Source organism: Alcanivorax sp. HI0044, from assembly GCF_001634945.1.
Window position 1 is genome coordinate 1 of the sequence record NZ_LWEZ01001129.1, and the last position, 23,256, is coordinate 23,256.

General features: G+C 58.6%; 24 protein-coding genes. 7 read left to right on the forward strand and 17 right to left on the reverse strand.

Annotated features, from left to right (window positions below; all coding sequences use genetic code 11):
* The 7 genes from A3730_RS13665 to A3730_RS13695 all read left to right on the forward strand — a co-directional run.
* Positions 1 to 2,895 (forward strand): tetratricopeptide repeat protein (locus tag A3730_RS13665; protein ID WP_063538257.1); only part of this gene is annotated, 2,895 nt, incomplete at its 5' end.
* Positions 2,876 to 3,640 carry a tetratricopeptide repeat protein gene (locus tag A3730_RS13670; RefSeq protein ID WP_231880783.1) on the forward strand — a complete coding sequence of 255 codons (765 nt, stop codon included), beginning with the start codon at positions 2,876 to 2,878 and terminating at the stop codon, positions 3,638 to 3,640. The genes A3730_RS13665 and A3730_RS13670, both read left to right, overlap by 20 nt.
* A complete protein-coding gene (locus tag A3730_RS13675; RefSeq protein ID WP_063521609.1) occupies positions 3,640 to 3,927 on the forward strand; it encodes a hypothetical protein in 288 nt (95 codons plus the stop codon). Before A3730_RS13670 ends, A3730_RS13675 begins: the two co-directional genes overlap by 1 nt.
* A 149-nt stretch (positions 3,928 to 4,076) precedes the next feature.
* The gene (locus A3730_RS13680; protein WP_007151030.1) at positions 4,077 to 4,769 is read left to right on the forward strand and encodes a MotA/TolQ/ExbB proton channel family protein; all 693 of its coding nucleotides are present in this window, start codon (positions 4,077 to 4,079) and stop codon (positions 4,767 to 4,769) included.
* A gap of 41 nt (positions 4,770 to 4,810) precedes the next feature.
* Positions 4,811 to 5,350, forward strand: a complete 540-nt coding sequence (locus A3730_RS13685; protein ID WP_063521610.1) for a biopolymer transporter ExbD — start codon at positions 4,811 to 4,813, stop codon at positions 5,348 to 5,350.
* Complete coding sequence (locus A3730_RS13690; RefSeq protein WP_063521611.1) at positions 5,347 to 5,847, forward strand: biopolymer transporter ExbD; 501 nt, start codon at positions 5,347 to 5,349, stop codon at positions 5,845 to 5,847. Before A3730_RS13685 ends, A3730_RS13690 begins: the two co-directional genes overlap by 4 nt.
* Positions 5,844 to 6,833 carry a TonB family protein gene (locus tag A3730_RS13695; RefSeq protein ID WP_063521612.1) on the forward strand — a complete coding sequence of 330 codons (990 nt, stop codon included), beginning with the start codon at positions 5,844 to 5,846 and terminating at the stop codon, positions 6,831 to 6,833. The genes A3730_RS13690 and A3730_RS13695 overlap by 4 nt, the downstream gene beginning before the upstream one ends.
* 257 nt (positions 6,834 to 7,090) lie before the next feature.
* Here the strand turns inward: A3730_RS13695 and A3730_RS13700 are convergent, their stop codons facing one another.
* The 17 genes from A3730_RS13700 to A3730_RS13780 all read right to left on the reverse strand — a co-directional run.
* The gene (locus tag A3730_RS13700) at positions 7,091 to 7,528 is read right to left on the reverse strand and encodes a thioesterase family protein (protein ID WP_063518735.1); all 438 of its coding nucleotides are present in this window, start codon (positions 7,526 to 7,528) and stop codon (positions 7,091 to 7,093) included.
* Positions 7,529 to 7,576: 48 nt separating this feature from the next.
* Positions 7,577 to 8,734, reverse strand: a complete 1,158-nt coding sequence (locus A3730_RS13705; RefSeq protein ID WP_063521613.1) for an iron-containing alcohol dehydrogenase — start codon at positions 8,732 to 8,734, stop codon at positions 7,577 to 7,579.
* Between the two features lie 317 nt (positions 8,735 to 9,051).
* Positions 9,052 to 10,650: an FAD-dependent oxidoreductase gene (locus A3730_RS13710; protein WP_063538259.1), complete on the reverse strand. Its 1,599-nt coding sequence runs from the start codon at positions 10,648 to 10,650 to the stop codon at positions 9,052 to 9,054.
* 15 nt (positions 10,651 to 10,665) lie between these two features.
* The gene (locus A3730_RS13715) at positions 10,666 to 11,262 is read right to left on the reverse strand and encodes a hypothetical protein (RefSeq protein WP_007150876.1); all 597 of its coding nucleotides are present in this window, start codon (positions 11,260 to 11,262) and stop codon (positions 10,666 to 10,668) included.
* Positions 11,263 to 11,468: 206 nt separating this feature from the next.
* Positions 11,469 to 13,049: an FAD-dependent oxidoreductase gene (locus tag A3730_RS13720; RefSeq protein WP_063518498.1), complete on the reverse strand. Its 1,581-nt coding sequence runs from the start codon at positions 13,047 to 13,049 to the stop codon at positions 11,469 to 11,471.
* Complete coding sequence (locus A3730_RS13725; RefSeq protein ID WP_063518499.1) at positions 13,046 to 13,687, reverse strand: hypothetical protein; 642 nt, start codon at positions 13,685 to 13,687, stop codon at positions 13,046 to 13,048. The genes A3730_RS13720 and A3730_RS13725 overlap by 4 nt, the downstream gene beginning before the upstream one ends.
* Before the next feature lie 132 nt (positions 13,688 to 13,819).
* Positions 13,820 to 14,734, reverse strand: coding sequence for a cation diffusion facilitator family transporter (locus tag A3730_RS13730; RefSeq protein ID WP_063518500.1), 915 nt, complete (start codon positions 14,732 to 14,734; stop codon positions 13,820 to 13,822).
* A 43-nt stretch (positions 14,735 to 14,777) separates the two neighbouring features.
* On the reverse strand, positions 14,778 to 15,536 hold the full coding sequence (locus A3730_RS13735) for a peptidoglycan DD-metalloendopeptidase family protein (RefSeq protein ID WP_369817553.1): 759 nt from the start codon (positions 15,534 to 15,536) through the stop codon (positions 14,778 to 14,780).
* A gap of 129 nt (positions 15,537 to 15,665) precedes the next feature.
* Entirely contained in the window at positions 15,666 to 16,580 is a 915-nt protein-coding gene (locus A3730_RS13740) for a DUF368 domain-containing protein (protein ID WP_063518502.1), read from the reverse strand.
* Positions 16,581 to 16,839: 259 nt separating this feature from the next.
* Positions 16,840 to 17,502 (reverse strand): protein-L-isoaspartate(D-aspartate) O-methyltransferase, encoded by a 663-nt coding sequence (locus tag A3730_RS13745; protein WP_063518503.1) that lies wholly within the window; start codon positions 17,500 to 17,502, stop codon positions 16,840 to 16,842.
* A gap of 25 nt (positions 17,503 to 17,527) precedes the next feature.
* Positions 17,528 to 18,583 (reverse strand): tRNA pseudouridine(13) synthase TruD, encoded by a 1,056-nt coding sequence (gene truD, locus A3730_RS13750; protein WP_231880418.1) that lies wholly within the window; start codon positions 18,581 to 18,583, stop codon positions 17,528 to 17,530.
* Positions 18,580 to 19,053: a 2-C-methyl-D-erythritol 2,4-cyclodiphosphate synthase gene (gene ispF, locus A3730_RS13755; RefSeq protein WP_197468330.1), complete on the reverse strand. Its 474-nt coding sequence runs from the start codon at positions 19,051 to 19,053 to the stop codon at positions 18,580 to 18,582. Before ispF ends, truD begins: the two co-directional genes overlap by 4 nt.
* Positions 19,054 to 19,055: 2 nt before the next feature.
* Positions 19,056 to 19,778 carry a 2-C-methyl-D-erythritol 4-phosphate cytidylyltransferase gene (ispD, locus tag A3730_RS13760; RefSeq protein WP_082872373.1) on the reverse strand — a complete coding sequence of 241 codons (723 nt, stop codon included), beginning with the start codon at positions 19,776 to 19,778 and terminating at the stop codon, positions 19,056 to 19,058.
* Entirely contained in the window at positions 19,775 to 20,143 is a 369-nt protein-coding gene (locus A3730_RS13765) for a septum formation initiator family protein (RefSeq protein ID WP_082872374.1), read from the reverse strand. The genes ispD and A3730_RS13765 overlap by 4 nt, the downstream gene beginning before the upstream one ends.
* Before the next feature lie 3 nt (positions 20,144 to 20,146).
* Positions 20,147 to 21,439, reverse strand: a complete 1,293-nt coding sequence (gene eno, locus A3730_RS13770) for a phosphopyruvate hydratase (protein ID WP_063518506.1) — start codon at positions 21,437 to 21,439, stop codon at positions 20,147 to 20,149.
* 23 nt (positions 21,440 to 21,462) lie between these two features.
* Positions 21,463 to 22,311 (reverse strand): 3-deoxy-8-phosphooctulonate synthase, encoded by an 849-nt coding sequence (gene kdsA / locus A3730_RS13775; protein ID WP_082872375.1) that lies wholly within the window; start codon positions 22,309 to 22,311, stop codon positions 21,463 to 21,465.
* A 3-nt stretch (positions 22,312 to 22,314) separates the two neighbouring features.
* A partial coding sequence (locus A3730_RS13780; RefSeq protein WP_082872377.1) for a CTP synthase occupies positions 22,315 to 23,256 on the reverse strand: 942 nt, incomplete at its 5' end.

Genomic DNA, 23,256 nt, shown 5'->3' on the forward strand with positions numbered 1-23,256 from the left:
GGCTGCGCATCCGCACCGCCAAGTGGCACCCTGGAGCAACAGGCCCGTTTCGGGGGAACCACCCTGGCGGACCTGGAAAGCACAGACATTGTCATTGAAGAGCAACAACTGGAAAGCGCTTCCACCCAGGATGCCCTGAACAGCTACCGTCAAGCGGCTGAACTGTTCGATGATCCGCAGCGCCGGGCCAAGACCCTGCGGCGCATGGCCGACCTGGCACTGGCATCTGCCACCGAACAGGACATGCAGATCGCCCAGCAAGAAGAAGCGCAGCTGGAACAGAAAGTCGACCAGCTCGTCTACGACAACACCATGTCCCAGGTGAAAACCACCGACGACACCGAGCGCAAGCTGGCCCTGCTGGATCTGGCGGGTACCATGTCCCCCACCCTGGCCGACGAGGATGTGGATTACAGCACCGCCATTCAGCTGTATCAGGAATTGTTGAACAGCACCAACGACGCCAACGAACGCGCCGAAGCCTATTACCTGCTATCCAAGGCCTACGCCATGGATGGAGACCTGGACAAGGCCCGCAGCAGTCTCGACTCCCTGGTAGAGCAATACCCCAACAGCGACTGGGCACTGGAAGCTCAGTTCCGGCGCGGTGAAATGCTGTTCTCGGAAGGTGACTACGAATACGCAGAAAAAGCCTATGCCGACGTCATCGAACGGGGCGAGCGCAACGAATTCTATAACCAGGCGCTGTACAAGCACGGCTGGAGCTACTACAAACTGGGCGAATACGAACGCGCCCAGAACAGTTTCTTCACCCTGCTGGACAACCTGAACGGCGAGGCCGTACTGGCTGATGACACCAGCATGGAAAGCAAGCTGTTCGGCGATACCCAACGGGTTGTCAGCCTCAGCTTCAGCAACCTGAATGGCGCCAAGTCAGTGAAAGCCTGGTTTGCCCGCAACGGCAACCGGGACTACGAACCGGAGATTTACCGCACCCTGGGTGACGTCTACCTGAATCAGGAACGTTTCCGCGATGCGGCGGAAACCTACGACATGTTCGTTCAGGTCTATCCGGATTCCCGCCTGGCCCCGGAGTTCTCCACTCTGCAGATCGAGTCTTACCAGAAAGGGGGATTCCCGACACTGGTACTGCCGGCGAAAGAAAAATTCATCGATCACTATGGGGTGAACAGCGAGTACTGGAACCGCCACCCGGATATCCGCCAGCAATATGTGGATCTGCTCAAGGGGCATATCCTCGACCTGGCCGAATACCACCATGTGCTCGCCCAGAAATCCGGCAAGCCTGCGGACTACCAGGCCCCGGCACGCTGGTATAAAGAGTTCCTGGATACGCCGCCGGTCAGCGCCAATCAGGGTGACGTGAACCACCGCTACGCCGATGTGTTATTCGCCGCCAACGACTACCCGGCGGCGATCACCGAATTCGAGCGCACCGCCTATAGCTACCCCGAACACACCACCGGTGGCGACGCCGCCTTCTCCGCGTTGGTTGCCTACCAGAAAATTCTTGATGGCGAGCTGGAGCAGGAACAGGCCACCCAATGGCGCCAACAGAAAATCGCCAGCGCCCAGAAGTTTGGACAAAACTTCCCGCAACACCCGCAGGCAACCAACGTGTTGCACGATACCGCCGAAGATCAGCTCGCTCTTGGTGATGTGGAAGGTGCAGTGAAAACCGCCGGCATTCTGGTCAGTCGCGATCCGGCTCCGGCGCCGGAAATGCTTCGCTACGGCTGGGCCACCATTGCCAACGGCGAATTCGATCTTGGCCGCTTCAAGGTTTCCGAACTGGCCTACAACAAGCTTCTGCTACTGGAAGTGCCGCCGGAACAACGCGCTGAATACCGCGAAAAACTGGCGCTCAGCATCTACCGCCAGGGCGAGCAACAGCGGGACCAGGGCAACCTGGACGTGGCCGCCGCCACCTTCCTGCGCGTTGGTCAGGCGGTGCCGGAAGCCGCTGTACGCAAGAATGCCGAGTTTGACGCCGCCACCCTGTTCATTCAGCAGCAGCGTAGCGCCGATGCCATTCCCGTCCTCGAATCTTTCCGTCAGCGTTACCCGAACGACCCGCTGGCCGATACTATTCCGGACAAACTGGCGGTGGCCTACGAACAGCAAGGCAACTATACCGCCGCTGCCGGTGAGCTGACCCTGATCGCCGCTAACCATAAAGGCGAGAACGATGAACTGGCCCGCCAGGCCATGTGGCGCGCCGCCGAAATGCAGGACCGGGCCGAGAAGCCGCAAGCATCGATTGCGCTCTACGAGCAGTACCTGCAGGAATGGCCGCAACCTTATGATTTCCGCTCCGAAGCACAATTCAGGCTGGTGGAACTGAACCGCAAAACCGCCAACAGCGAGCGCGAAACCTACTGGTTGAAACAACTGGTCACCAGCTACCGTGATGCCGGCAACAATGCCGACGACCGCGTCGCCTGGCTCGCCGCCTACGCCAGCTTTACTCTGGCTGAACCGAACTTCCAGGAATTCAACCGCATCAAGCTTGAACAGCCACTGAAAACCTCGCTGGCTGCAAAAACCACAGTAATGAAAAAAGCGCTGGCGGATTATCAGGCTGTGGCCCAGATCGGCGTCGCCGAGTACGCCACCGCCGCCAACTACAAGATTGGCGAGATGTATCGCGTGCTGGCCAGGGATCTGATCAAGTCGGAGCGGCCCAACGGCATGGATGAGCTTGAGCTTGAGGAATACACCATGCTGCTTGAAGACAAGGCCCTGCCCTACGAGGATCAGGCCATCGATATTCTTATCGCAAATGCCAACCTGGTCACCGATGACATCTATGATCAGTGGGTAAAAAAGAGTTTTACCGCGTTAGCAGAGCTGATTCCCGGCCGTTATGCGAAGTTTGAACAGGTTGAGAGCTATGTCGACATTATCTATTAACGCAGCACGCAGCACGCAATACGCAACACGCGGCGCGGCTCTCTTGCTGGTGCTGCTATTCGCTGGCTGTGCCACCCAGGGCGGCGGCGGGTTGGACGGTACTGCCGAAGGCAACACCAGCAAATATGAACAGCAGAAAAGTGGCGGCGCTGCTGCCAACAGCGATGCAGTGCATATTCCACCGGTGCCCCACGACCCGAAAGTCGAGAAAATTGCGCAACAGGCCATGGGCGAATACGCCCGTGCCCTGAAAACCCGCATGGCGGGCAACAACCAACAGGCACTGGTCATGTTCCAGTCTCTGGCGCAACGCTACCCGCAACTGTCCGGGCCACAGCTCAACATTGGCTTGATACAGATGGAATTGGAGGATTACGACAAGGCCCAGGCGGCTTTCGAGCAATCCCTGGCCATCAATGATGCCAATCCCTACGCCCACAACGGGCTTGGCCTGGCCCTGCGCGAGCAAGGCGAGTTCGATAGCGCGCGTATTCATTATGAGCGCGCGCTGGTGCTTGACCCCAAATATGCCCGCGCCCATTTCAATCTGGCTGTACTCGGTGAGCTCTATCTGCAGGACATGAACCTGGCCCTGAATCATTTCCGTGCCTATCAGAACCTGCAGAAACTGCCGGACGAAAACGTAGCCAACTGGATTGTCGATCTGGAGCGCCGTGCGCCGGATCAACCCAGCCAACCGGTTGCCGAGAACGGCTCTACCCTTAACCCCGGGGAGATAAACTGATGCGAAGCCTGTTGCCCCTTGCTGCACTGCTGCTGGCCACTGTCAGCCATGCCGCCGATGACCCCAGCGAACCGTCTACCAACGTCATCGGCACCCAGGAAGCTCCTACCGTGCTGAACGTGGTGCCCTGGAAAGATCGGGAAGTGAAACTGGAAAAGAAAGACCCCACCTCATCATTGCTCAACCGGGTACTGGAGCCACTGGACCAGGAAGTACTGATGCGTGAAATAGAGTACCACCAGCTGCTGACCCAGGAACCGGACAATGACGGCCTGTTTCTGGAATAAACAAACACGGTAAATAGCATTAGCGTGCGTGCACGCTTTTTTTCTGATAAAAACGAACACTTTGGGGAAAGGCGTCAGCACGTTCACAACAGCCGAAACGTCGCTGCGCTCAACAATAACGCTAAACAGAAACATCGCAGGAGAAGTTCATGCCCACCACCGCCGCTGCCGCCCAAAATCTGGGTGTCATTGAGACGTCTATCAAATTTATTCAGGATGGCGGGTTTTTCATGTACCCCATTCTGATTGTGTTGGCACTGGGCCTGGCCCTGTCTCTGGAGCGTATCATCTACCTCCAGGCCACCAAGGCAAAAAACCAGAAGACCTGGAAAGATGTTTACCCGCTGATTGCCAAAGGGCAGTTCCGCCAGGCGCTGGACGTGGTCAGCAACAGCAACACGGGTATGGCCAAGGTGATTGGCTACGGTCTTGAGCGTGCCAAATCCGCCAAGCGTCATGATGATATCGAACTGGCCATGGAAGAAGGCCTGATGGAAATCATTCCGCGCCTGGAAACCCGCACCCCCTATATCGCCACCTTCGCGAACATCGCCACCCTGCTCGGCCTGCTCGGTACCATTCTCGGTCTGATCAGCGCCTTTACCGCCGTTGCCAGCGCAGACCCGGCCCAGAAAGCCGACCTGCTTTCTGCCTCTATCTCTGTGGCCATGAACACCACGGCGTTCGGCCTGATCGCTGCGATCCCCATGTTGTTGGCTTTCGCCTTTATCAATTCCATGACCGGCAAACTGGTCGACAGCATGGAAATGGCCTCGGTGAAATTCGTTAACGTATTCCGCCAGGTTTCTGCCCAGCAAGAGCGCAAGAACGACGGCCAATAAGCCGATTTCTTGTTTTCGCTAACCTGGTGTAAGGATCTGGTATGCGTTTTCGCAGACGACGTTCGCATGACACCGAGGTGGAACTGAACATCACTGCCTTCCTGAATTTGATGGTAGTGCTGATTCCTTTTCTGCTGATCAACGCGGTCTTCGCGCAGGTATCTATCCTGCAGCTCGACCTGCCCGCGGTGAATGACAGCAGCACCCCCTCGGAAGACGACGAAAAAGACAAGCTGGTGCTTGAAGTGCTGATTTACGGCAACCGCTATGAAGTGGTCGACCGTAATACCAGCGCAGTGCTCAAAATTGTGGAAAACAATGGCGAGACACCCAACAGCACCGGTTTGCACGATTACCTGGTGAAGGTAAAAGAGAAGTTTCCCAATGAGACCGCCATTACCCTGCTGTGCGAGGATGACACCCCCTATGAGGTGATGATCCAGACCATGGACGCTGTGCGTCTGTACAACAGCGAGGTCAACGGCCAGACCATCAAGAAAGAGCTGTTCCCGAGCATCAGCATCGGTTCAGCGCCCAAGGATCAAAGCGCCAACAACGCCGGCAAGGGAGGTGATGCATGAAGAAGTCATCCCGCGCCCGCCGCATGGCCCGGCACCACGGCAAGCACAAGGCCGTAGCCACGTTGAACCTGACCTCCCTGATGGACATTTTCACCATCCTGCTGATCTTTCTGCTGGTGAATAACAACAATGCGGCCAAGCTACCGGACAATCAGGATATCCAGTTACCGGAATCCATTGCCCAGGAACTGCCCACCGAGGTGCTGACCATTCAGGTGAGCCCCATGGATATCATTGTTGCTGGGCAGAAAATCGCTGATACCGAAACGGTAAGGAATCAGGAAGAACGTACCGTGGCGGCGCTGGTGGAAGAATTGAATTTCCGCGCTTCACAGGGCTTGGCAATCAGCCCTGACGAAGATCGGGAAATAATGATTCTTGCCGACCGCTCGGTGCCCTACTCGGTGATCAAGAAGTTGATGCGTAGCTGTATGGAGACCCCATACACGCAAGTCGCCTTCGCTGTGCTGAAAGTCGCAGAGGAGGAAGAGGAATGACGCAGAAAAACAATAACAAGCTGCGCATACTGATCGACGGCTCGCTGCCTTGGGACAAACAGGAAGGGGAAGACCGACGCCTCTACGGCATCGTTATCGTTCTGCTGATTCTCTCCCTGCTGATCATGATCATGGTCAACGCGGTAACCATCGAGAAACCGGACCGCCGTGAGCAGCAGAAAATTCCTGAGCGCCTTGCGCAACTGGTCATGGAGAAGAAAAAGGAGCCACCACCGCCGGAGCCCGAACCGGAACCCGAGCCGGAAGAGAAAAAGGAAGAACCCAAAAAAGAGGAGCCTGAACCGGAGCCCAAGCCTGAGCCGAAACCCGAGCCCAAGCCCAAACCGGTACCGGAACCTCAGGAACGCCAGCAGGCCCGTGAAAAAGCACAGGCCAAACTGGAAGAGGACCTGGGTGACTCTCTGGCCGGGCTGGACGATATCGGCCCATTGGTGGACTCTGGCAGCGGCCTGCGAACCGGCGGCAACACCACAGCCAAGGCTGAGCGTGACCTGATCGGCACCCGTGCCGGCAGCGGTTCCGGCGGCGTTGCCGTAGCCCGTGCCTCAAGTGGCGGCGGAGGCGGTGGCACATTGTCCTCCGGCACCGTGGGCAGTGGTGGCAAGCAGGTGGACAGCAAGATCGCCCAGGCTGGCGAAGTGGCCAGTACCTCGCGTAAAGGCAGCGATGGCAAAAGTCGCCGCACCCAGGAGCAGTTGCGCCGCGTATTCGACCGCTATGCTGGCAAGTTCAACAGCCAGTACCAGCGCGCATTGCGCAGCAATCCTGCCCTGCAAGGGACCGTGGTACTTGCGCTCACCATCGCCCCCAGCGGCGACGTGCTGGACGTGAAAATCAAGTCTAGCCAACTGGGTGACGACAAGCTTGAACGGCGAATCCTGTTGGTGGCCCGAAAAATGAACTTCGGCGCCATGAATGTGGAAACCTGGAAAGGCGATTACAAGCTGAACTTCTTCCCTAACTAAGACGCGGCACGCAACACGCCGCAGGCAACACGTAAAAAGGCGGAAATGGGCTGACACCCATTTCCGCCTTTTTACTATCATCGCCATGTAGGTCGCATTTACCCAAGGGCACAGAGAGCCTGAAAGGCGTAATCCGACATCCTGCACGCAAAGCAACGCAAACGGCTGATTGTCGGCTTACGGCTACGCCTAAGTCGACCTACATTATCAGCAAGCTGTTTCTGGGTATCACCCTTTTCAGATAACGATAACGCACACTATTGTGCCAGTCGCGCTAACGCTTCGCGCAAGGCATCAGGAATGGCGACGGGTCGCCCTGTTGCTCGATTCACGAACACGTGTACCACAAAACCGGTGGCCTTGGCCGGGCCTTCACTGCCGAACAGTGCCAATCCATAGCGCACAGAACTGTTTCCCAGCTTGTCCACCTTCATCCCCACCACCAATGATTCCGGATAGGCTGCCGCTTCCAGATAGTCACAACCGGAGCTGACCACATAGGCGATGTGTTCGCCTTCGTGGATATCCAGTCCGCCTTCGTCGACCAGGTAGCGGTTAATGGTGGAGTCAAAATAGCTGTAATAGACCACGTTGTTGATGTGGCCGTAGATATCATTATCGCTCCAGCGACTATCCACCGGGCAAAGGTAGCCGTATTCCTCACGCTGAGGACGGCTTGGTTTATCACTACTCATTCGTGTTATTTCCTGAAGTGCTGCATATCACCTGTTGCGTCTCTTGAATCAATATACTGCCTTGTAAATATTCAGGGCATCCGCCTCGGTCACTTCACGGGGGTTATTCACCAGCAGCCGTTGCTGGAGCATGGCATCCGAGGCCAGGGTTTCCAGGCTGTCTTCGGTGACCCCGGCATCGCGCAGGCGCACTGGCAGACCCACCTCACTGATCAGCGACTCCAGCGCCGCAACCAATACTCCCGCGCCATCGTCATGGTCAGCAAAGGGGCGGTCACTGAGAATGGGTGCCAGCTCGGCATAAAGCGGCGCCGCCTTGGGCAAATTGAAGCGCAGCACTTCCGGCAACACCAGAGAGTTACTCAGGCCATGGGGTATGTGGAAATGCCCTCCCAGAGGGTAAGCCAGTGCGTGAACTGCGGCTACCGGGGCATTGGCAAAGGCTTGCCCCGCCATCATTGCACCCAGCAGGCAAGCTTCCCGGGCAGCCAGATTATTGCCCTCCTTCACCGCCGTGGCCAGATTACCCCCCAACAGGCGCAACGCTTCACGGGCCAGCATGTCGGAATACGGGTTCTTCTTGTGCGCACTGGTATACGCCTCGATGGCATGCACCATGGCATCCACGCCGGTTGCGGCCGTCACATGAGCCGGCAACCCCAGGGTCAGCTCGGCATCCAGCACAGCCAGATCCGGTAACAACGACGACGCCACAACGCCCGCCTTGGTGGTCGCACCGGTGGTCACAATGGCCACCGGCGTCACTTCAGAGCCGGTACCTGCGGTCGTCGGCACCTGCACCAATGGCAGTCGCGGGCCCGTTGCCAGGCCCACGCCGTAGATATCGGACAATTGCTGGCTGGCCTTGGGGTGTGACAGCAACGCAACCAGTTTGGCCACATCCATGGAGGAACCACCGCCAAAACCAATCACCAGATCCGCGCCGGCGTCCTTGGCACTGGCAGCAGCATCCAGCACGACCGAGTCCGCAGGGTCCGCAGTCACCTGGTCGAAAATCGTCAACGGCATATTGGCGCTGCGAAAGCTCTCTTCCACTGGTCCCAGCAAGGGGGTGCTGCGAATACCCGGATCAGTGACCAACATGACCCGGCTTGCACCCAGCTGCTGGCACAGTTCAGGCAAGCGGGTTGCCGCACCCGCTTCCACCAGCACGCGGTGCGTGGTGGCAAATTCAAACCCCACCATGGTGTCTCTCCATCGAAATTTGGAATGTGATTTTATGCTAGCACAAGTGACGATGGGCATAGGCGCCAATCCCCACGGGTTTCACGTCAAAAATGTATCTGTTTATCAATAAGCGGCCCTTCGCTCAATAGCGCGCTCTCGGCCCCTGATGAGTGTCTTGCCCTGTCCCGCACCGCCTCTGACCCTGTCAGCAGGAGACGCCCACGTTCTAGTCACTCTTGATCGAATCCAGGGTGGCGTTTTTTCCTGGAAACCATCACATGAGCCATAAAAAAACGCGCCCTCGGGCGCGTTTTCATTCTGCTCTTGTCTACCAATCAACCAATAAAATAACTGCTTGCCTTGGCATTGATCTGATCACTGACGTATTTGGCCAGTGCTTGCACTGTCCACTGGGGCGGCGCGCTCATGGGCTCGGGAATCAGGCTGGCATCCGCCACGAACAACCCTGCAGTACCATGGACTTCGCCGTTGGGCGCCACCACAGATTCATAGCTGTCAGCGCCCATACGGCATGTTCCATGGGGGCTAAAACTGTTAGAGCGGAAGGTGTACATGCCCTTGATGCCATAATCCACTTCCGCCAGTTTTTCATCGAGACTGAAGACGGAATCCACTTCCAGGCTCTGGAAGGTGGGCATGAACACTTTCTCGGCGCCACCGGAAAAGAAGATTCGCGCAGCCAGCGCCGCTGACGCTTTCATGTTTTCAAACTCTTCACGATTGGGATTCCAGTGGATGGTCTTGCCGCCGGTATAGGCGTCACCGTCCCACTGCACATAACCGCGCCCCTGATCGGTACTGAAGGCGTTCACCCCAGCATAGTATTTGTAGTCCTTCATGAAATCGATATGCGCCTTACCGGCCTTCATATCGCCTTGTGCCATGAGGGACTCCGGCTCAGCCAGCCCCGAGAAAATGGTGTAGCCGTCGGAGCGAGTGAACTCATCCACCTGCACCCCGACCAGGGCACCGCGGAAACCGTAAAGCGGCTCCTTGAATTTCCCCATCACCTGGGTGAACGGCTGAATGGACAAATTACGGCCCAGTTGCCCGCTGCGGTCTTCAACTCCGCTACGCTGCATGATCAGCGGGCTGTGAATGGCCCCCGCCGCCAACACCACCAGGTCCGCATCCACCTGCATGTCTGCCACATGGGCGCCGCTGTCCGGGTCGGTCACGCGGGCTTCCACCCCGCTAGCCCGGCCGTTTCGGGTGCGCACTTTTACCACTTCCGTATCCGAGAATATCCGGGCGCCATACGCCGCCGCCCAGGGAAGATGGGTCACCAGGGAACTCATTTTCCGATCCGACGGGCAGCCCGCCAGACAATGCCCGGTGAGCGCGCATTGCTTCACATTGCGCTGCGCCGGTTTCCAGGAGAACTGCATTTTCTCGCAGCCCTGAATCACCTTGTGGGCGCAGGCATTGATTTCGTGGGCTTCGTTGATGTGAATCTGTAGCTGGTCGGCCACCGTATCCAGATACGGGCGAAACTTTTCCGCAGACAAATTATCCAGCCCGTACTTGGCAGCCCAGCCATCAAGCACGTCATCGCCGGGCTCTTCCATGACGCAGGCACCAATCACCGTGGATCCCCCCACGCAGGCACCCTGCACAAAAATAATATCCGCAGTGGTGTTCACCTGGCCTACCTGATCCTGATAGATCTTGGTCATGGTATCGCCAAGGTGCTCGGTAAAGGCCGAGCTGGGATAGTACCGCCCGGATTCCAGCACCAGCACATCCCGACCGGCCTTGGCCATTTCATAGGCCACCATGGCACCGGCGGCGCCGGAGCCCACCACCACCACATCGGTTTTCAGTGTAAATCGCTTGCCCAGGCTGGCATCCAGTGCCACATCTTTTGCCTGGGTGACAGGAACCCCGTCCCGGGCTACTCGTACAAACGCCATTATTATTCTCCGCCCTTACGCCCGTGGTAACGGGGCATTCCCCAATCGTCGTACACCCCACAACTCCGTCACCGGCCCGTGATATTCCAGGCCCGGCCAGGTGCGCTCGTCACGCCAGTAGTTCAATGCCACCAGCGCTTTCAGGGTGGTCATCAGCCCGCGTTCAAAGAACGAGCCTTCCTGCATGGCATCCACATAAGCCAGGGCCTTGTCATCGGGCAAACGGGTAAAACGGCTGAACTTGAAGCTGACCATGGGACGGTTGTTGAACACCCAAATCCCCAGCCCCAGCAGTTCGCGGGTCTGCGGCGGCATTCGCTGGGCCATGGCATCCACGTTTTTTATGGTGGGTACGACATCCGTACTAGAGGGCAACCCATAACGATCAGCGGGGATCATCACCTCGGTAAGGCGGGTGATCACCTCGACTTCGTCGTCATTGAGGCTGTGGTACTCGAGGGTTTCCGGCGCCTCACGGCGGCCGAATAGACTGGAACAGCCGGTGGTGAACGCGGCACCCGCCAGCACACTGGTTCGCAAGAACCCGCGGCGGCTCAGGGGCTCAAGGCCGCCCAGAAAGCCGGGCAGCGGCGCACGGTTATTATTCTTCATTCAGACCCTCTCCTGGGCAGGCCTGTTCTCTTTCAGGCCCTTGTTGTTATTGGTGGAGCGGTATTTGCCATGGTTGTTATCCCCCGAGTCTATAACAAACCGTTACAAACGCCAAAGCCCCCGGCGCAACCGGGGGCAGGCATTATGATCAAGCGGAAATACGCTATGGCGAAGAGCGGGCCTGCGGGCATCCCAACCCGCTGCTTTCAGGCCATTTGCCGGGCAATACGGGTGGCCAGCGCATACACCGTGATCTGTGGGTTCACGATGATGGAGGTGGGTAACAAGCTGGCGTCGGCCACGTATAACCCGGGCACATCGTGGCTCTGGCCATCGCTACCGACCACACTGTTATCCGGATCGGCCCCCATCCGGCAGGTACCCTGGGGATGATAACTGACCATACGCAGGTGCTGTGGCAGGTTTTCCAGCGTATCGACCATCTCATCGATGTCTGCCTCACTGCGAATCACCCGATTATCGCTGGCGGGCACATAGACTTCTTTGGCACCCGACGCCAGATGCAGCCGAGCGGCCGCTTTCAGGGCACGCTGCATGGAGGGAAAATCCGTATCGCTGAGCTGATAGTTGATCTTCTTGCGCTCCCCGTCCCATTCAATGGTGCCCACATTGTGGTCGTGGATCAGCGTGACCAGCCCGCCCAGGTACTTGGCATCGGCCATGTAATCCATGAACGGCTTGCCGGTACCCGGTTCCGCCGCCATGGTCAGCTCTACCAGCCCGGCACCGCCATCTTCCAGCACGAAGCCGCCCTTGTCGGGGTGCATGAACTCGTCCACATACACGCCGAGCATGGCGCCACGCCAGGGATAAACCGGCTCCGGGTAGCGGGCGGGAACGTACAATGACGGGTGGCAGGCAAAGTTCCTGCCCACCTGCCCGGACCGGTTAGCCAGCCCGCTTTTCAGCAGCAGCAGCGGGGTCTGCACCGCCCCTGCCGCAACAATTACCCGGGGCGCTGTCACCGTCATGCGGGCAGCAATAGAGCCATCACGATGGGTTACCGTCGCCGCCACACCGCTGGCCTTGCCGTTTTCGGTAAGGATTTTCTCCACGCGAGTATCCGCGTAAATCTGCGCCCCATGGGCTGTGGCCCAGGGCAGGTAGGTCACCAGCATGGACTGCTTGCGCTCGGTCTTGCAGCCCGACAGGCAATGCCCGGTCAGCCCGCACTGACGGATATTGCGCTGCAGCGGTTTCACCGACCAACCCAAACGGTTGGCACCGGCGCGGATCAGGCGCCCGTGTTGGGGAATCTCATGCTCACCGTTTTCATGAACGGCCAGGTTCTTCTCTACTTCGTCAAAGTAGGGTGTCAGTTCCGCCGTGGTCAGCTCATTGAGACCAAAATCCCGCTGCCAGTCCTGCAGGATGAAATCCGGTGTGCGAAAGCACACACAACCATTGACTACCGTGGAGCCGCCCACACAGGCGCCCTGCAACACCAGCAGATCGCCGCTGCTATTGGTCTGGCCACCATGGTCCTGGTAGAGGGTATCCAGGCTTTCACTGAAACGTTCAGTGAAGTCCTTGGAGGGCACATAGGCACCGGCTTCCAGCACAACAACCTTGAAGCCCCGCCGGGCCAGCTCATAAGCACTGACCGCCCCGCCCGCTCCGGAGCCGACGATCACCACGTCCGCCTCAATTTCCAGCCGCTCGCCCTCAGGCTGCTTGCCAATCAGGTCACTGGCCTGATGCACCGCAAGGCCGGTGGCCTGCCAACCTGCCGAGCTGTCCGCTGTTGTTGCTATTGTGTCATTCATGCCTTCCCCTCCGGCTGCTTGGCACGCAGTGCATCATCCGCCGGTAACGGCGCATTGCCGAGATAGGCCAGCCCCCACTTGTCGCTGACCGGGCCATCAAAATCCGTCGCCGCCCAGGTAGCCGGCTCCTGCCAGTAAGCGCTGTAGATCAGTTGCTTGATCACTGTGGCCAGGGTGCGCTGAATCACGCTGGCGCGCCCCCAGCTATCAAAATAGGCTCGCGCCTCCGCGTCGGATAGGTCCACAAAACGGCGGCCATGACTGAGCACCGCCGCGTTGTCGAACAAGCCCAGCCCCGTCCCCATTTCCTTGCGCGTGGCCGGGTCCAGGTTATTCAGCAGTGCCTGCACATTACGCACCACTGGCACCTGGTCACTGGGAGTTAGCGCTGTCCCCTCCACCGGCAACAACACTTGGCGGGCGCGATCAAAAAGATGGTATTCCCCGGCAGACAGTCCCGTGGCCCACTCCGGTGCGGGCTGGTTATCCAACGGAGAGCGACGCAGGAAGGCAAAACCGCCGGCAGCCACGGCAGCCACACCGGCGGAGCCCAGCAGGCTCCATTTCAGAAAGCGCCGTCGGGCCATGCCCTGCTGCCAGATTGCCGCCACACTGGGGGCGGAACGAGGGCTTTTCATGGTCTGTCCTCAACACAAACAAGTCAGTGATGAAGCTACTGAAAAGCCCCTATGAAAACAATGTGTTTACCTGCACAGCCCGGTTTGACCGCACAGTACAGCCCAGCATTGGCGCGGGCTTGGGAGGAACCGTCAGGTTGGGGGTCGATCGTCGAGGGTGACTTTTGGCCCAACGGCCACCGGGTCCTGGTGGATAATCACATCCGCCATGGGAAACGCCTCCTGGATACGCGTTTCAATCCGGGTGGCCAGGTCATGGGCCTGCAGTAAGGTCAGGTTCTGATCCATATCCACATGCAGCTGGATAAACTGGGTACGCCCGGACTGGCGGGTACGCAGATCATGGAACCCCAGCGCCTGCGGATGATCCGCCACAATCGCGGTAATCACCTCCCTCACCTCGCCGGGGATTTCCCGATCCAACAACAGTTGCGCCGATTCATAGGCAATATGCCAGGCGCTGAACAGAATAAAGATCGCAATCACCAGGCCCACCACCCCGTCCAGCCACAGATAGCCAAACTGGCTGACCACCAGCACAACAATGATCCCCACATTGACCGCCAGATCCGACAGGTAATGCAGCGAGTCCGCCTCAATAGCGGTGGAACCGGTTTCCCGGACCACATACTTCTGGATCAACAACAACCCGAATGTCAGCACAATGGAAAACAGCATCACGGCCACACCCGCGCCATTCTCACTGATGGGCTGCGGGTCCATCAGCTTGGTCACGGACTGGTGAATCAGAAACACCGAAGAGCCGGCAATAAACACCGCCTGCCCCAGCCCGGCCAGCGCTTCAGCCTTGCCATGGCCGAAGCGGTGTTCCTCATCCGCGGGCACCAGAGAATAGCGAATAGCGAAAAAGTTGATTAGCGAAGCAATGGAATCCATCACCGAATCCACCAGCGAGGCCAGCAGGCTGACAGACCCGGTCATCAGCCAGGCAATGGCTTTTGCCGCAATCAAAATCAGCGCCGTCAGCACGGATGCCAACCCTGCCATCAGTAGCAGGCGGTGTTCACGGCGATCATCACGACGCATATCTGTATTCCGTTAATCAGTTGGGAAAAGCGGTGCGGGGGAATCAGCGCTTGGGCAAATAGCCCATGGGGTCGACGGGCTTGCCGTCTTTGCGGATTTCAAAATGCAGCTGAGTGCGGAAAGTGCCACTGGCGCCCATGGTGGCCACCTGCTGACCGCCCTTCACCGAATCCCCTTCCTTGACCATCATCTTATCATTATGGGCATAGGCACTTAACCAGCGTTCGCTGTGCTTGATAATCAGCAGATTACCGTAGCCTGTCAGGCCACTGCCCCGGTAGACCACACGCCCCGGGGCGGCAGCCACCACCGGGCTGTTCCGGCGCCCGGAAATGGCGATTCCCTTGCGCCCCTGGCTGGCATTGGAAAACGATTCCACCACCTGGCCGCTGGCAGGCCAGCGCCACTCCACCGGGCCGACCGGGACTGCCGGCTTCGTGGCGGGTTTAGAGGCAGGTTTTGCCGCCGGAGCAGGCTTGGAAGCGGGTTTTGAGGCGGCCGGTTTGCTGGCCGGTTTGGAAGAAGTAGTTGCCGGTTTGCTGGCCACCGCCGGGCTGGAGGTCTTGATGCCCAGCGAGATACGCTGGCCGGGATAAATGGTGTACGGCGCCGGAATGTTGTTGGCCCGGGCCAACGCTCGGAAATCCCAGCCGTAACGCCAGGCAATGGAGTACAGGGTCTCACCTTCACGCACGTGGTGCGTGCCGGAGGTGACTTTGCGCGGCTTGGGTTCCTGGCCATAAATATCCACCACCGGTGCAAAGTTGCCGGCACTGCAGCCACTGACCAAGATCCAGACCATGAACGCTGCCAGTGTGCGCATCAGTGACTGTCGGTGCCTGTGTGAAGATCTACTGCCATCAATCACCCCGTTGCCAGGAAACCAGAATCCAGATTGCTCAGTAAGCGTAAACCGACCGCACGACAATACTCAGCCTTGCGGTGTCTGCGCAACATTATGCACCGGCGCCACCCGGTAAAGTAACCACACCAGCCCGGCCGCCACTGCCACCATGGCCAGAGCCAAAGGTAGCTGTGCGGACTGCTCGGTAATCGCGGCATACTGTGATGGCCACAGCCAGGTATCACCCAGGCCGTGCTCGCCGCTCAATCGCCAGGGCCACAATTTCAGTAATGAACCCGCCATAAAGCCGGCCAGTAACGCCATGACCGTGTCATGGAAACGATGCAGCGTCCACTTCAGCACATGCACAAAACTCAGCAGCCCCAGCGCACATCCCGACAGAAATGCCAGCAGCAAGCCAAACTCAGCCTGCTTCACAGCTTCCAGCACGGGCTGGTACATGCCCAGTAAAAGAAGGATAAAACTGCCGGAAATGCCCGGCAAAATCATTGCGCAGATGGCCAGCATGCCACTAAAGAAAAACACCAGCGCACCGCTACCGGCAGCCGACAATGCCGGGGCCAGGCCGATGGCCACGGCCACGCCGGTGCCCAACAAGAAGGCTCCTATCTGCACCGGGCCACGCTGCTGCAAGGGTTTCAAGACCAGGAAAATACTGGCGAGAATCAGGCCACTAAAAAAGGCCCATACCGGCACCGGATGGCTATCCAGTAACCAGGTAATCAATCGTGCCAACACGGCAATACTGGTGAAGATACCGGCCAGCAAGGTGAACAGAAACGTGAGGTTGGCCTGCTGCCAGACGGCAACAAATCCCTGCTGCCGCCATACGGTCAGCAGCCGCGGAGTAATGCCGCCCAGGGTGTTGATCAGCTCTTCATAGATGCCGGTGATCAGGGCCAGGGTGCCACCGGAAACGCCGGGCACCACGTCAGCTGCCCCCATGGCCATGCCGCGAAAAAAAATACCGGGTCGAATCATGTTTGCGCCTCAAGCACCACGCTGCACGCAACAACGCGATTTGGGATGAGTGTTTTTGCACGCTGGAGTGCGCGCTTCTCTAATCAGCAGAACCATTTGGACCGGGAAGCAAGTTACCACTTTCACGTTGCAACACGAGTTTGGGATTGTGTTTCCCCACTACCGAATTTCGCCCTTCAAACTGTTGTGGTGCGCGGGCAGAGCTTATTCGCTAGAACCAATTCTGATCGCGCCTTGTAGCTTGCAGCTTGAAGCTGCCTTACCGCATCACCCCACGCTGGAACGGCACGAAGCGTACCGGGTCCAGGGTCTGGGCATGAAATTGATCCCCCTCGCGGTCAACCACGGTGAGAATTTGCTGGCGATCACCGCCAACCGGCATCACCAGGCGACCGCCGTCTGCCAGTTGAGACAGCAAACCGTCAGGAATATCCGCACGGGCGCACGCCGCGAGAATACCATCGAACGGCGCCTCCGCCTTCCAGCCAAAACCGCCATCCGCATGCTTGAGCTGCACCTTGGCCAGGCCCAGCTGCAATAGACGCTTGCGGGCCTGATCCTGCAGGGGGCGAATGCGTTCCACCGAATACAGCTCATCACAAAACGGCGCCAGCACCGAGGTTTGATAACCGCAACCGGTGCCAATTTCCAATACCTTGCGCGGCTTGCCGTTGGCAATCAGCAGCTCGGTCATGCGGGCAACCACCCAGGGCTGGGAAATGGTTTGCCCATGACCGATCGGCAAGGCGGTATCATCATAGGCCTGATGCGCCAGGGCTTCTTCGATAAACAGGTGTCGTGGTGTATTGCGGATGGCATCCAGTACGCGCTCGTCCTGAATACCGGCGTCACGCAAGCGCTGCACTAACCGATCCCGGGTCCGTGCAGACGTCATGCCGATGCCGCTGAGTTGGATATCCATCTGTGTTCGTTTGCCTCAATGCGAGTCAATCAGCCGGTGAACTGATCAGCTCTGCCATTACTGTCGTGGCAAAAGCGCCTGTGGGTAGCGTAAATGCCAGCTCCAGGCAGTCTTCCCCTTCCCTTTCCGGGTCTGTATGCCAGACCCACTGCAAGTCCCGTACCGGCAGCCTTGTGCTACGGCGGGCTTCTTCTACCTTGATCTGGCGCAGGCCCTCTATCACCGGGGCGTGGGGCGCCAGGATCTGCTGCTCCAGTTCATTACAGGGGCCAGATGATGCCATGCCGGGCAAGCCGGGCAAAGGGGCGGTGGGGTGCACTTCCCCGCTCGCCACCCGCTCCACCGCCTTGCAATCGTCATCGGCCATGAACAACCCGCGGCTGCCTTCCGGTTGCAAAATATCGCCGGCCTGCACCCGGTTCCAGCAATGGCGACGCACCCGTTCCGCCAATACCTGATTAAACAGATTACTGCGCACGGCGGACAACCACATGCCCCGCAGCGCTTTCTTGCGTGGTGCTTCCCCGCCCAGCAACCATTCGGTACCACGCACCAGATTCCCGGCTCCCCGACCAAAACGTTGTTCGCCGAAATAATTCGGAACGCCTTCCGCCATGATGGCGTGCAGCTGGGTCTCCAGTGCTTCCCGGTCGCCCTGGAAAGCCGTGACGCGCAACCGAAAGTCGTTGGCACGATGGGTGCCACGGTTGAGTTTGCGGCGGTGACGACCGGCTTGCAGCAGCGTCAGGCCTTCGGGCCAATTGAACTCCGGATCGTCCTTGCCCGGCAAATGCAGGCTGAACCATTGCCGGGTCACCGCATGTTTATCTTTCAGACCGCTGTAGCCCACTGATAAACGATGAACCCGGGCCTGCTTGGCGAGCAGCATGGCCACGTCTTCGGTATTCCAGCCGGTTTTTTCAATTTCCAGCCAGAGGTGTTCACCCTGGCCTTCCGGCGTCACGTGCATTTGCTCCGCGACGTAAAAGTCGTCTGGCCGTGCCTTTAATACACCCTGGCACACCGGGCCTCCGTGAGCGCAGGGCAAGGCTTCACGGGTCATGTCGGACACGGCAGTCACTGGCTCTCCAGCAGCACCACGGCCTGCACCGCTATGCCTTCCTTGCGACCGGTAAAGCCCAGCTTTTCCGTGGTCGTTGCCTTGACCGACACCTGACCCGGCTCACACTGCAGCAATTCGGCGATGCGCTCACGCATGCCCGCAATGTGCGGCGCCAGCTTGGGTGCCTGGCAGATCACCGTGAGGTCTGCATTACCCAGCCGCCATCCAGCGTCCAGAATGGATGAATAGATGGCGGTCAGCAGCTGACCGGAATCAGCACCTTGCCATTGCGGGTCAGTGTCCGGGAAATAGTGGCCAATGTCCCCCAGCGCCAAGGCGCCAAGCAAGGCATCGGATAACGCATGCAACGCCACATCGCCATCGGAATGCGCCTTGAGGCCGTGGCTGTGGGGAATGGCAATACCACCGAGCATGACATGATCGCCCTCATCGAAGGCATGGACGTCAAACCCCTGACCAATACGCACGCTCACCACGGTTCTCCTTCGCTGCTGTCATCACCCTGCTGCCGGCTCAGATAAAAGCGGGCCAGTGGCAGGTCGTCGGGGACGGTTATCTTGATATTGTCGCTGTGACCGGCGACCAAGCCAGGCTGCCAACCATCACGTTCCATGGCAGAGGCTTCATCGGTAATGGTGGCCAGATCACCCTGCAGGGCCGCTAGCAGCGCCTGCGCCGGAAAGAGTTGAGGTGTCAGCGCCCGCCAGATATGCGCACGGTCCAGCGTGGCGGCAATACGCTGCTCGCCAGCGGCTTGTTTGATGGTATCCACCACCGGCAAGGCGAGAATGGCACCCTGGGGGCCGGTCTGGTCCAGCAGACTCTGAATATCCGAGAGCCGGATCAGCGGGCGCGCCATGTCGTGCACCAGCACCCAGGCGTCAGCGCCGCCCTCATCCAGCACAGCCGCAACGCCGTTGCGTACCGAGTCGGCCCGGGTATCACCACCGGCCACCGTCTGGATGCGTGGGTGGCCAGAGACCGCCAGCGTGGGCCACCAGGGGTCGTCAGCGGACACCGCCACCACTACTTTGTGGATCGGCGCGAACGAGAGCAATCGATTCAGGGTGTGTTCGGCCAAGGTTTGGCCGGCCAGGGAAAGATACTGCTTGGGAAAACCCGCGCCCATTCGGCTTCCCACCCCGGCAGCAGGAACCACGGCATACAGCGGGCCGGAAATAACAGGATTCACTCTGTGCCCCGGGGCTGTTCAAGAATCAGGAAAAAGGTTTCTCCGTTACGAACCATCCCCAGGTCCTTGCGTGCGATTTCTTCAATCGCTTCTGTACCTTGTTTCAGGTCGTTCACGTCAGCGGCCATGAGACGATTGCGTTCTGCCAGCTTGGCATTGCTTTCTTTCAGCACGGCCACGTCTTTTTTCAACGCGGCCACATGGCGAAGGCTGCCTTCACCAAACCACAACCGAACCTGCAGGCCCAAAAACAGCAGCGCCAGCAATGCCAGAGCGACTTGCCGGGCAGGTGACAGTTTCAGTGTCATCCGCTCGGTGTTGCCCTTGCTGTTGCCGGCGCTGGATTTTGCCTTGGGGGCTGGCATCGCTTAGCCGAGCAGCTTGAACTCTTTACGGCCATGGTAAGCCGCACGGCCCAGTTCCTGCTCGATGCGAATCAAACGGTTGTACTTGGCAACACGGTCGGAGCGGCACAGGGAGCCGGTCTTGATTTGGCCCGCCGCCGTCGCCACCGCCAGATCAGCAATGGTGGTATCCGCTGTTTCACCACTACGGTGGGAAATGACCGCAGTGTAACCGGCATCTTTGGCCATTTTGATAGCGTCCAGAGTCTCGGTGAGAGAGCCAATCTGATTGAACTTGATCAGGATGGAGTTGGCCACGTTCTCGTCGATACCGCGCTGGAGAATCTTGGTGTTGGTCACGAACAGGTCATCGCCCACCAGCTGGACTTTCTTGCCCAGTTTTTCGGTGAGGATTTTCCAGCCATCCCAGTCGGATTCGTCCATGCCATCTTCGATAGAGATGATCGGGTAGCGGTCGCACAACTCTGCCAGGTAGTCGGCAAACTCTTCAGAGCTCATGCTACGGTCTTCACCGGCCAGCACGTACTTGCCATCCTTATAGAATTCGCTGGCGGCACAATCCAGCGCCAGAGTCACATCATCACCCGCCTTGTAACCGGCAATCTCGATGGCTTCCATGATGGCTTCCAGTGCCGCTTCGTTGCTGGGCAAGTTCGGCGCAAAGCCGCCTTCATCACCCACCGCGGTGTTCAGGCCACGTTTCTTCAGCACGCCCTTCAGCGCATGGAAGATTTCCGCCCCGTAGCGAATCGCTTCCGCCACCGTGGGCGCGCCCACCGGCTGGATCATGAATTCCTGAATATCCACGTTGTTATCGGCGTGCTCACCACCGTTGATGATATTCATCATCGGCACGGGCAAGGAATATTCGTTATCGTCGTCCTGCAGGTCGGAAATATACTCGTACAGGGGCTTACCCTGATCCACCGCCGCCGCCTTGGCCGCCGCCAGGGACACAGCCAGAATCGCATTGGCCCCCAGGTTCGCCTTGTTCTCGGTGCCATCGGCATCCAGCATGGCCTGGTCCAGCGCCTTTTGATCACAAGCGTCTTTACCCACCAGCAGCTCGCGGATGGCAGAGTTCACATTGCCTACCGCCTTGGTGACGCCCTTGCCCAAGTAACGGGACTTGTCGCCGTCACGCAGTTCCAGCGCTTCGCGGGAACCGGTGGAGGCGCCGCTGGGCGCACAAGCACTGCCACTGGCACCGGATTCGAGAACCACATCGGCTTCGATTGTCGGGTTGCCGCGGGAATCCAGAATTTCACGGGCCTTGATGTCAACGATCTTGGACATGTCGGTAAATCTCCAAACTCTAATCAGTTATTTTCGAAGGCAGGCAGTGCCTTGACGGTATTATCCAGGGTTTGCATCTGTGCAAGGAATGGCTCCAGACGATCCAGCCTCAGGGCGCAAGGGCCATCGCATTTGGCATTATCCGGGTCCGGGTGGGCTTCCAGGAACAGCCCGGCGATGCCCTGACTGATGCCGGCGCGACCCAATTCCGCCACCTGGGCACGACGACCGTCAGCGCTGTCAGCCCGGCCACCGGGTTTTTGCAAGGCGTGGGTGACGTCGAAAAACACCGGGTAGTTGAATTGCTTCATGATGCCGAAGCCGAGCATGTCCACCACCAAGTTGTTGTAACCAAAGCTGGAACCGCGCTCGCAAAGAATCAGCTGATCGTTACCGGCGTCCTCACATTTGTGCAGAATGTGCGACATTTCGTGGGGCGCCAGAAACTGGGGCTTCTTGATATTGATGATGGCCCCGGTTTTTGCCATGGCCACCACCAGGTCCGTCTGCCGTGCCAGAAAGGCCGGCAGCTGGATGATATCCGCCACTTCCGCCACCGGAGCCGCCTGGTAAGGCTCGTGCACGTCGGTGATCACCGGGCAGTTGAAGGTCTTTTTGACTTCTTCGAAGATCTTCAGGCCTTCGTCAAGGCCCGGCCCCCGGTAAGAGCTCAATGAAGACCGGTTTGCCTTGTCGAAACTGGCCTTGAATACCCAGGGTATGTTCAGCTTGCTGGTCACTTCCGCATAGGCTTCCGCCACCTGCATGGCCATGTCCCGGGATTCCAGCACATTCATGCCGCCGAACAAGGCCATGGGCTTGTCGTTGGCGAATTCCAGCCCGTTCAGGGCAATGGTCTTCTGATTACTCACGGATCACGCCTCCTTGTGGGCCTGCTGTTCCGCCAAAGCGGCTGCCACATAGCCTTTGAACAAACCGTGCCCGTCACGGGGGGTGGAGGTGAATTCCGGGTGGAACTGGCAGGCCACAAACCACGGATGGTCGCCCACTTCGATCACTTCCACCAATTCACCGTCCACGGAACGGCCGACGATCTTCAAGCCTGCCGCTTCCAGTTGCGGCAGGTAGTTGTTGTTTACCTCATAGCGATGGCGATGGCGCTCCACGATACGCGTGCTGCCATAACACTGGGCCGCGCGGCTGCCTTCTTCCAGCACGCACTCCTGACCACCCAGACGCATGGTACCACCCAGGTCGGAGTCCGCAGAGCGCTGCTCTTTCTGACCATCTTCGGTAATCCATTCGGTGATCAGTCCCACCACCGGGTCCGGCGTGTTCGGATTGAGCTCTGAGGAATGGGCTTTTTCAATGCCTGCCACGTGACGGGCATATTCGATCACCGCCAGCTGCATACCCAGACAGATGCCCAGATATGGCACCTTGTTCTCGCGGGCATAACGGATTGCGGCAATCTTGCCTTCGGTCCCCCGGTCACCAAAACCACCGGGCACCAGAATGGCATCCAGGCTTTCCAGCACACCGGTGCCGTCGCGCTCGATATCTTCCGCATCCAGATAGAGGATATTGACCTTGGCGCGGTTGCTGATACCCGCATGGATCAACGCTTCGTTAAGTGACTTGTAGGCATCGACCAGTTCGATGTACTTGCCCACCATACCGATGGTGACTTCGTTTTCCGGGTTCAGTTGTGCTTCCACCACACGATCCCATTCGCCAAGATCCGGTTCGGGCAGATCCAGGCCAAACTTTTCCACCACGATGGCGTCCAGGCCCTGCTCGTGCATGCCACGGGGCACCTGGTAAATGGTCTTGCAGTCCGGGGAGGAAATCACCGC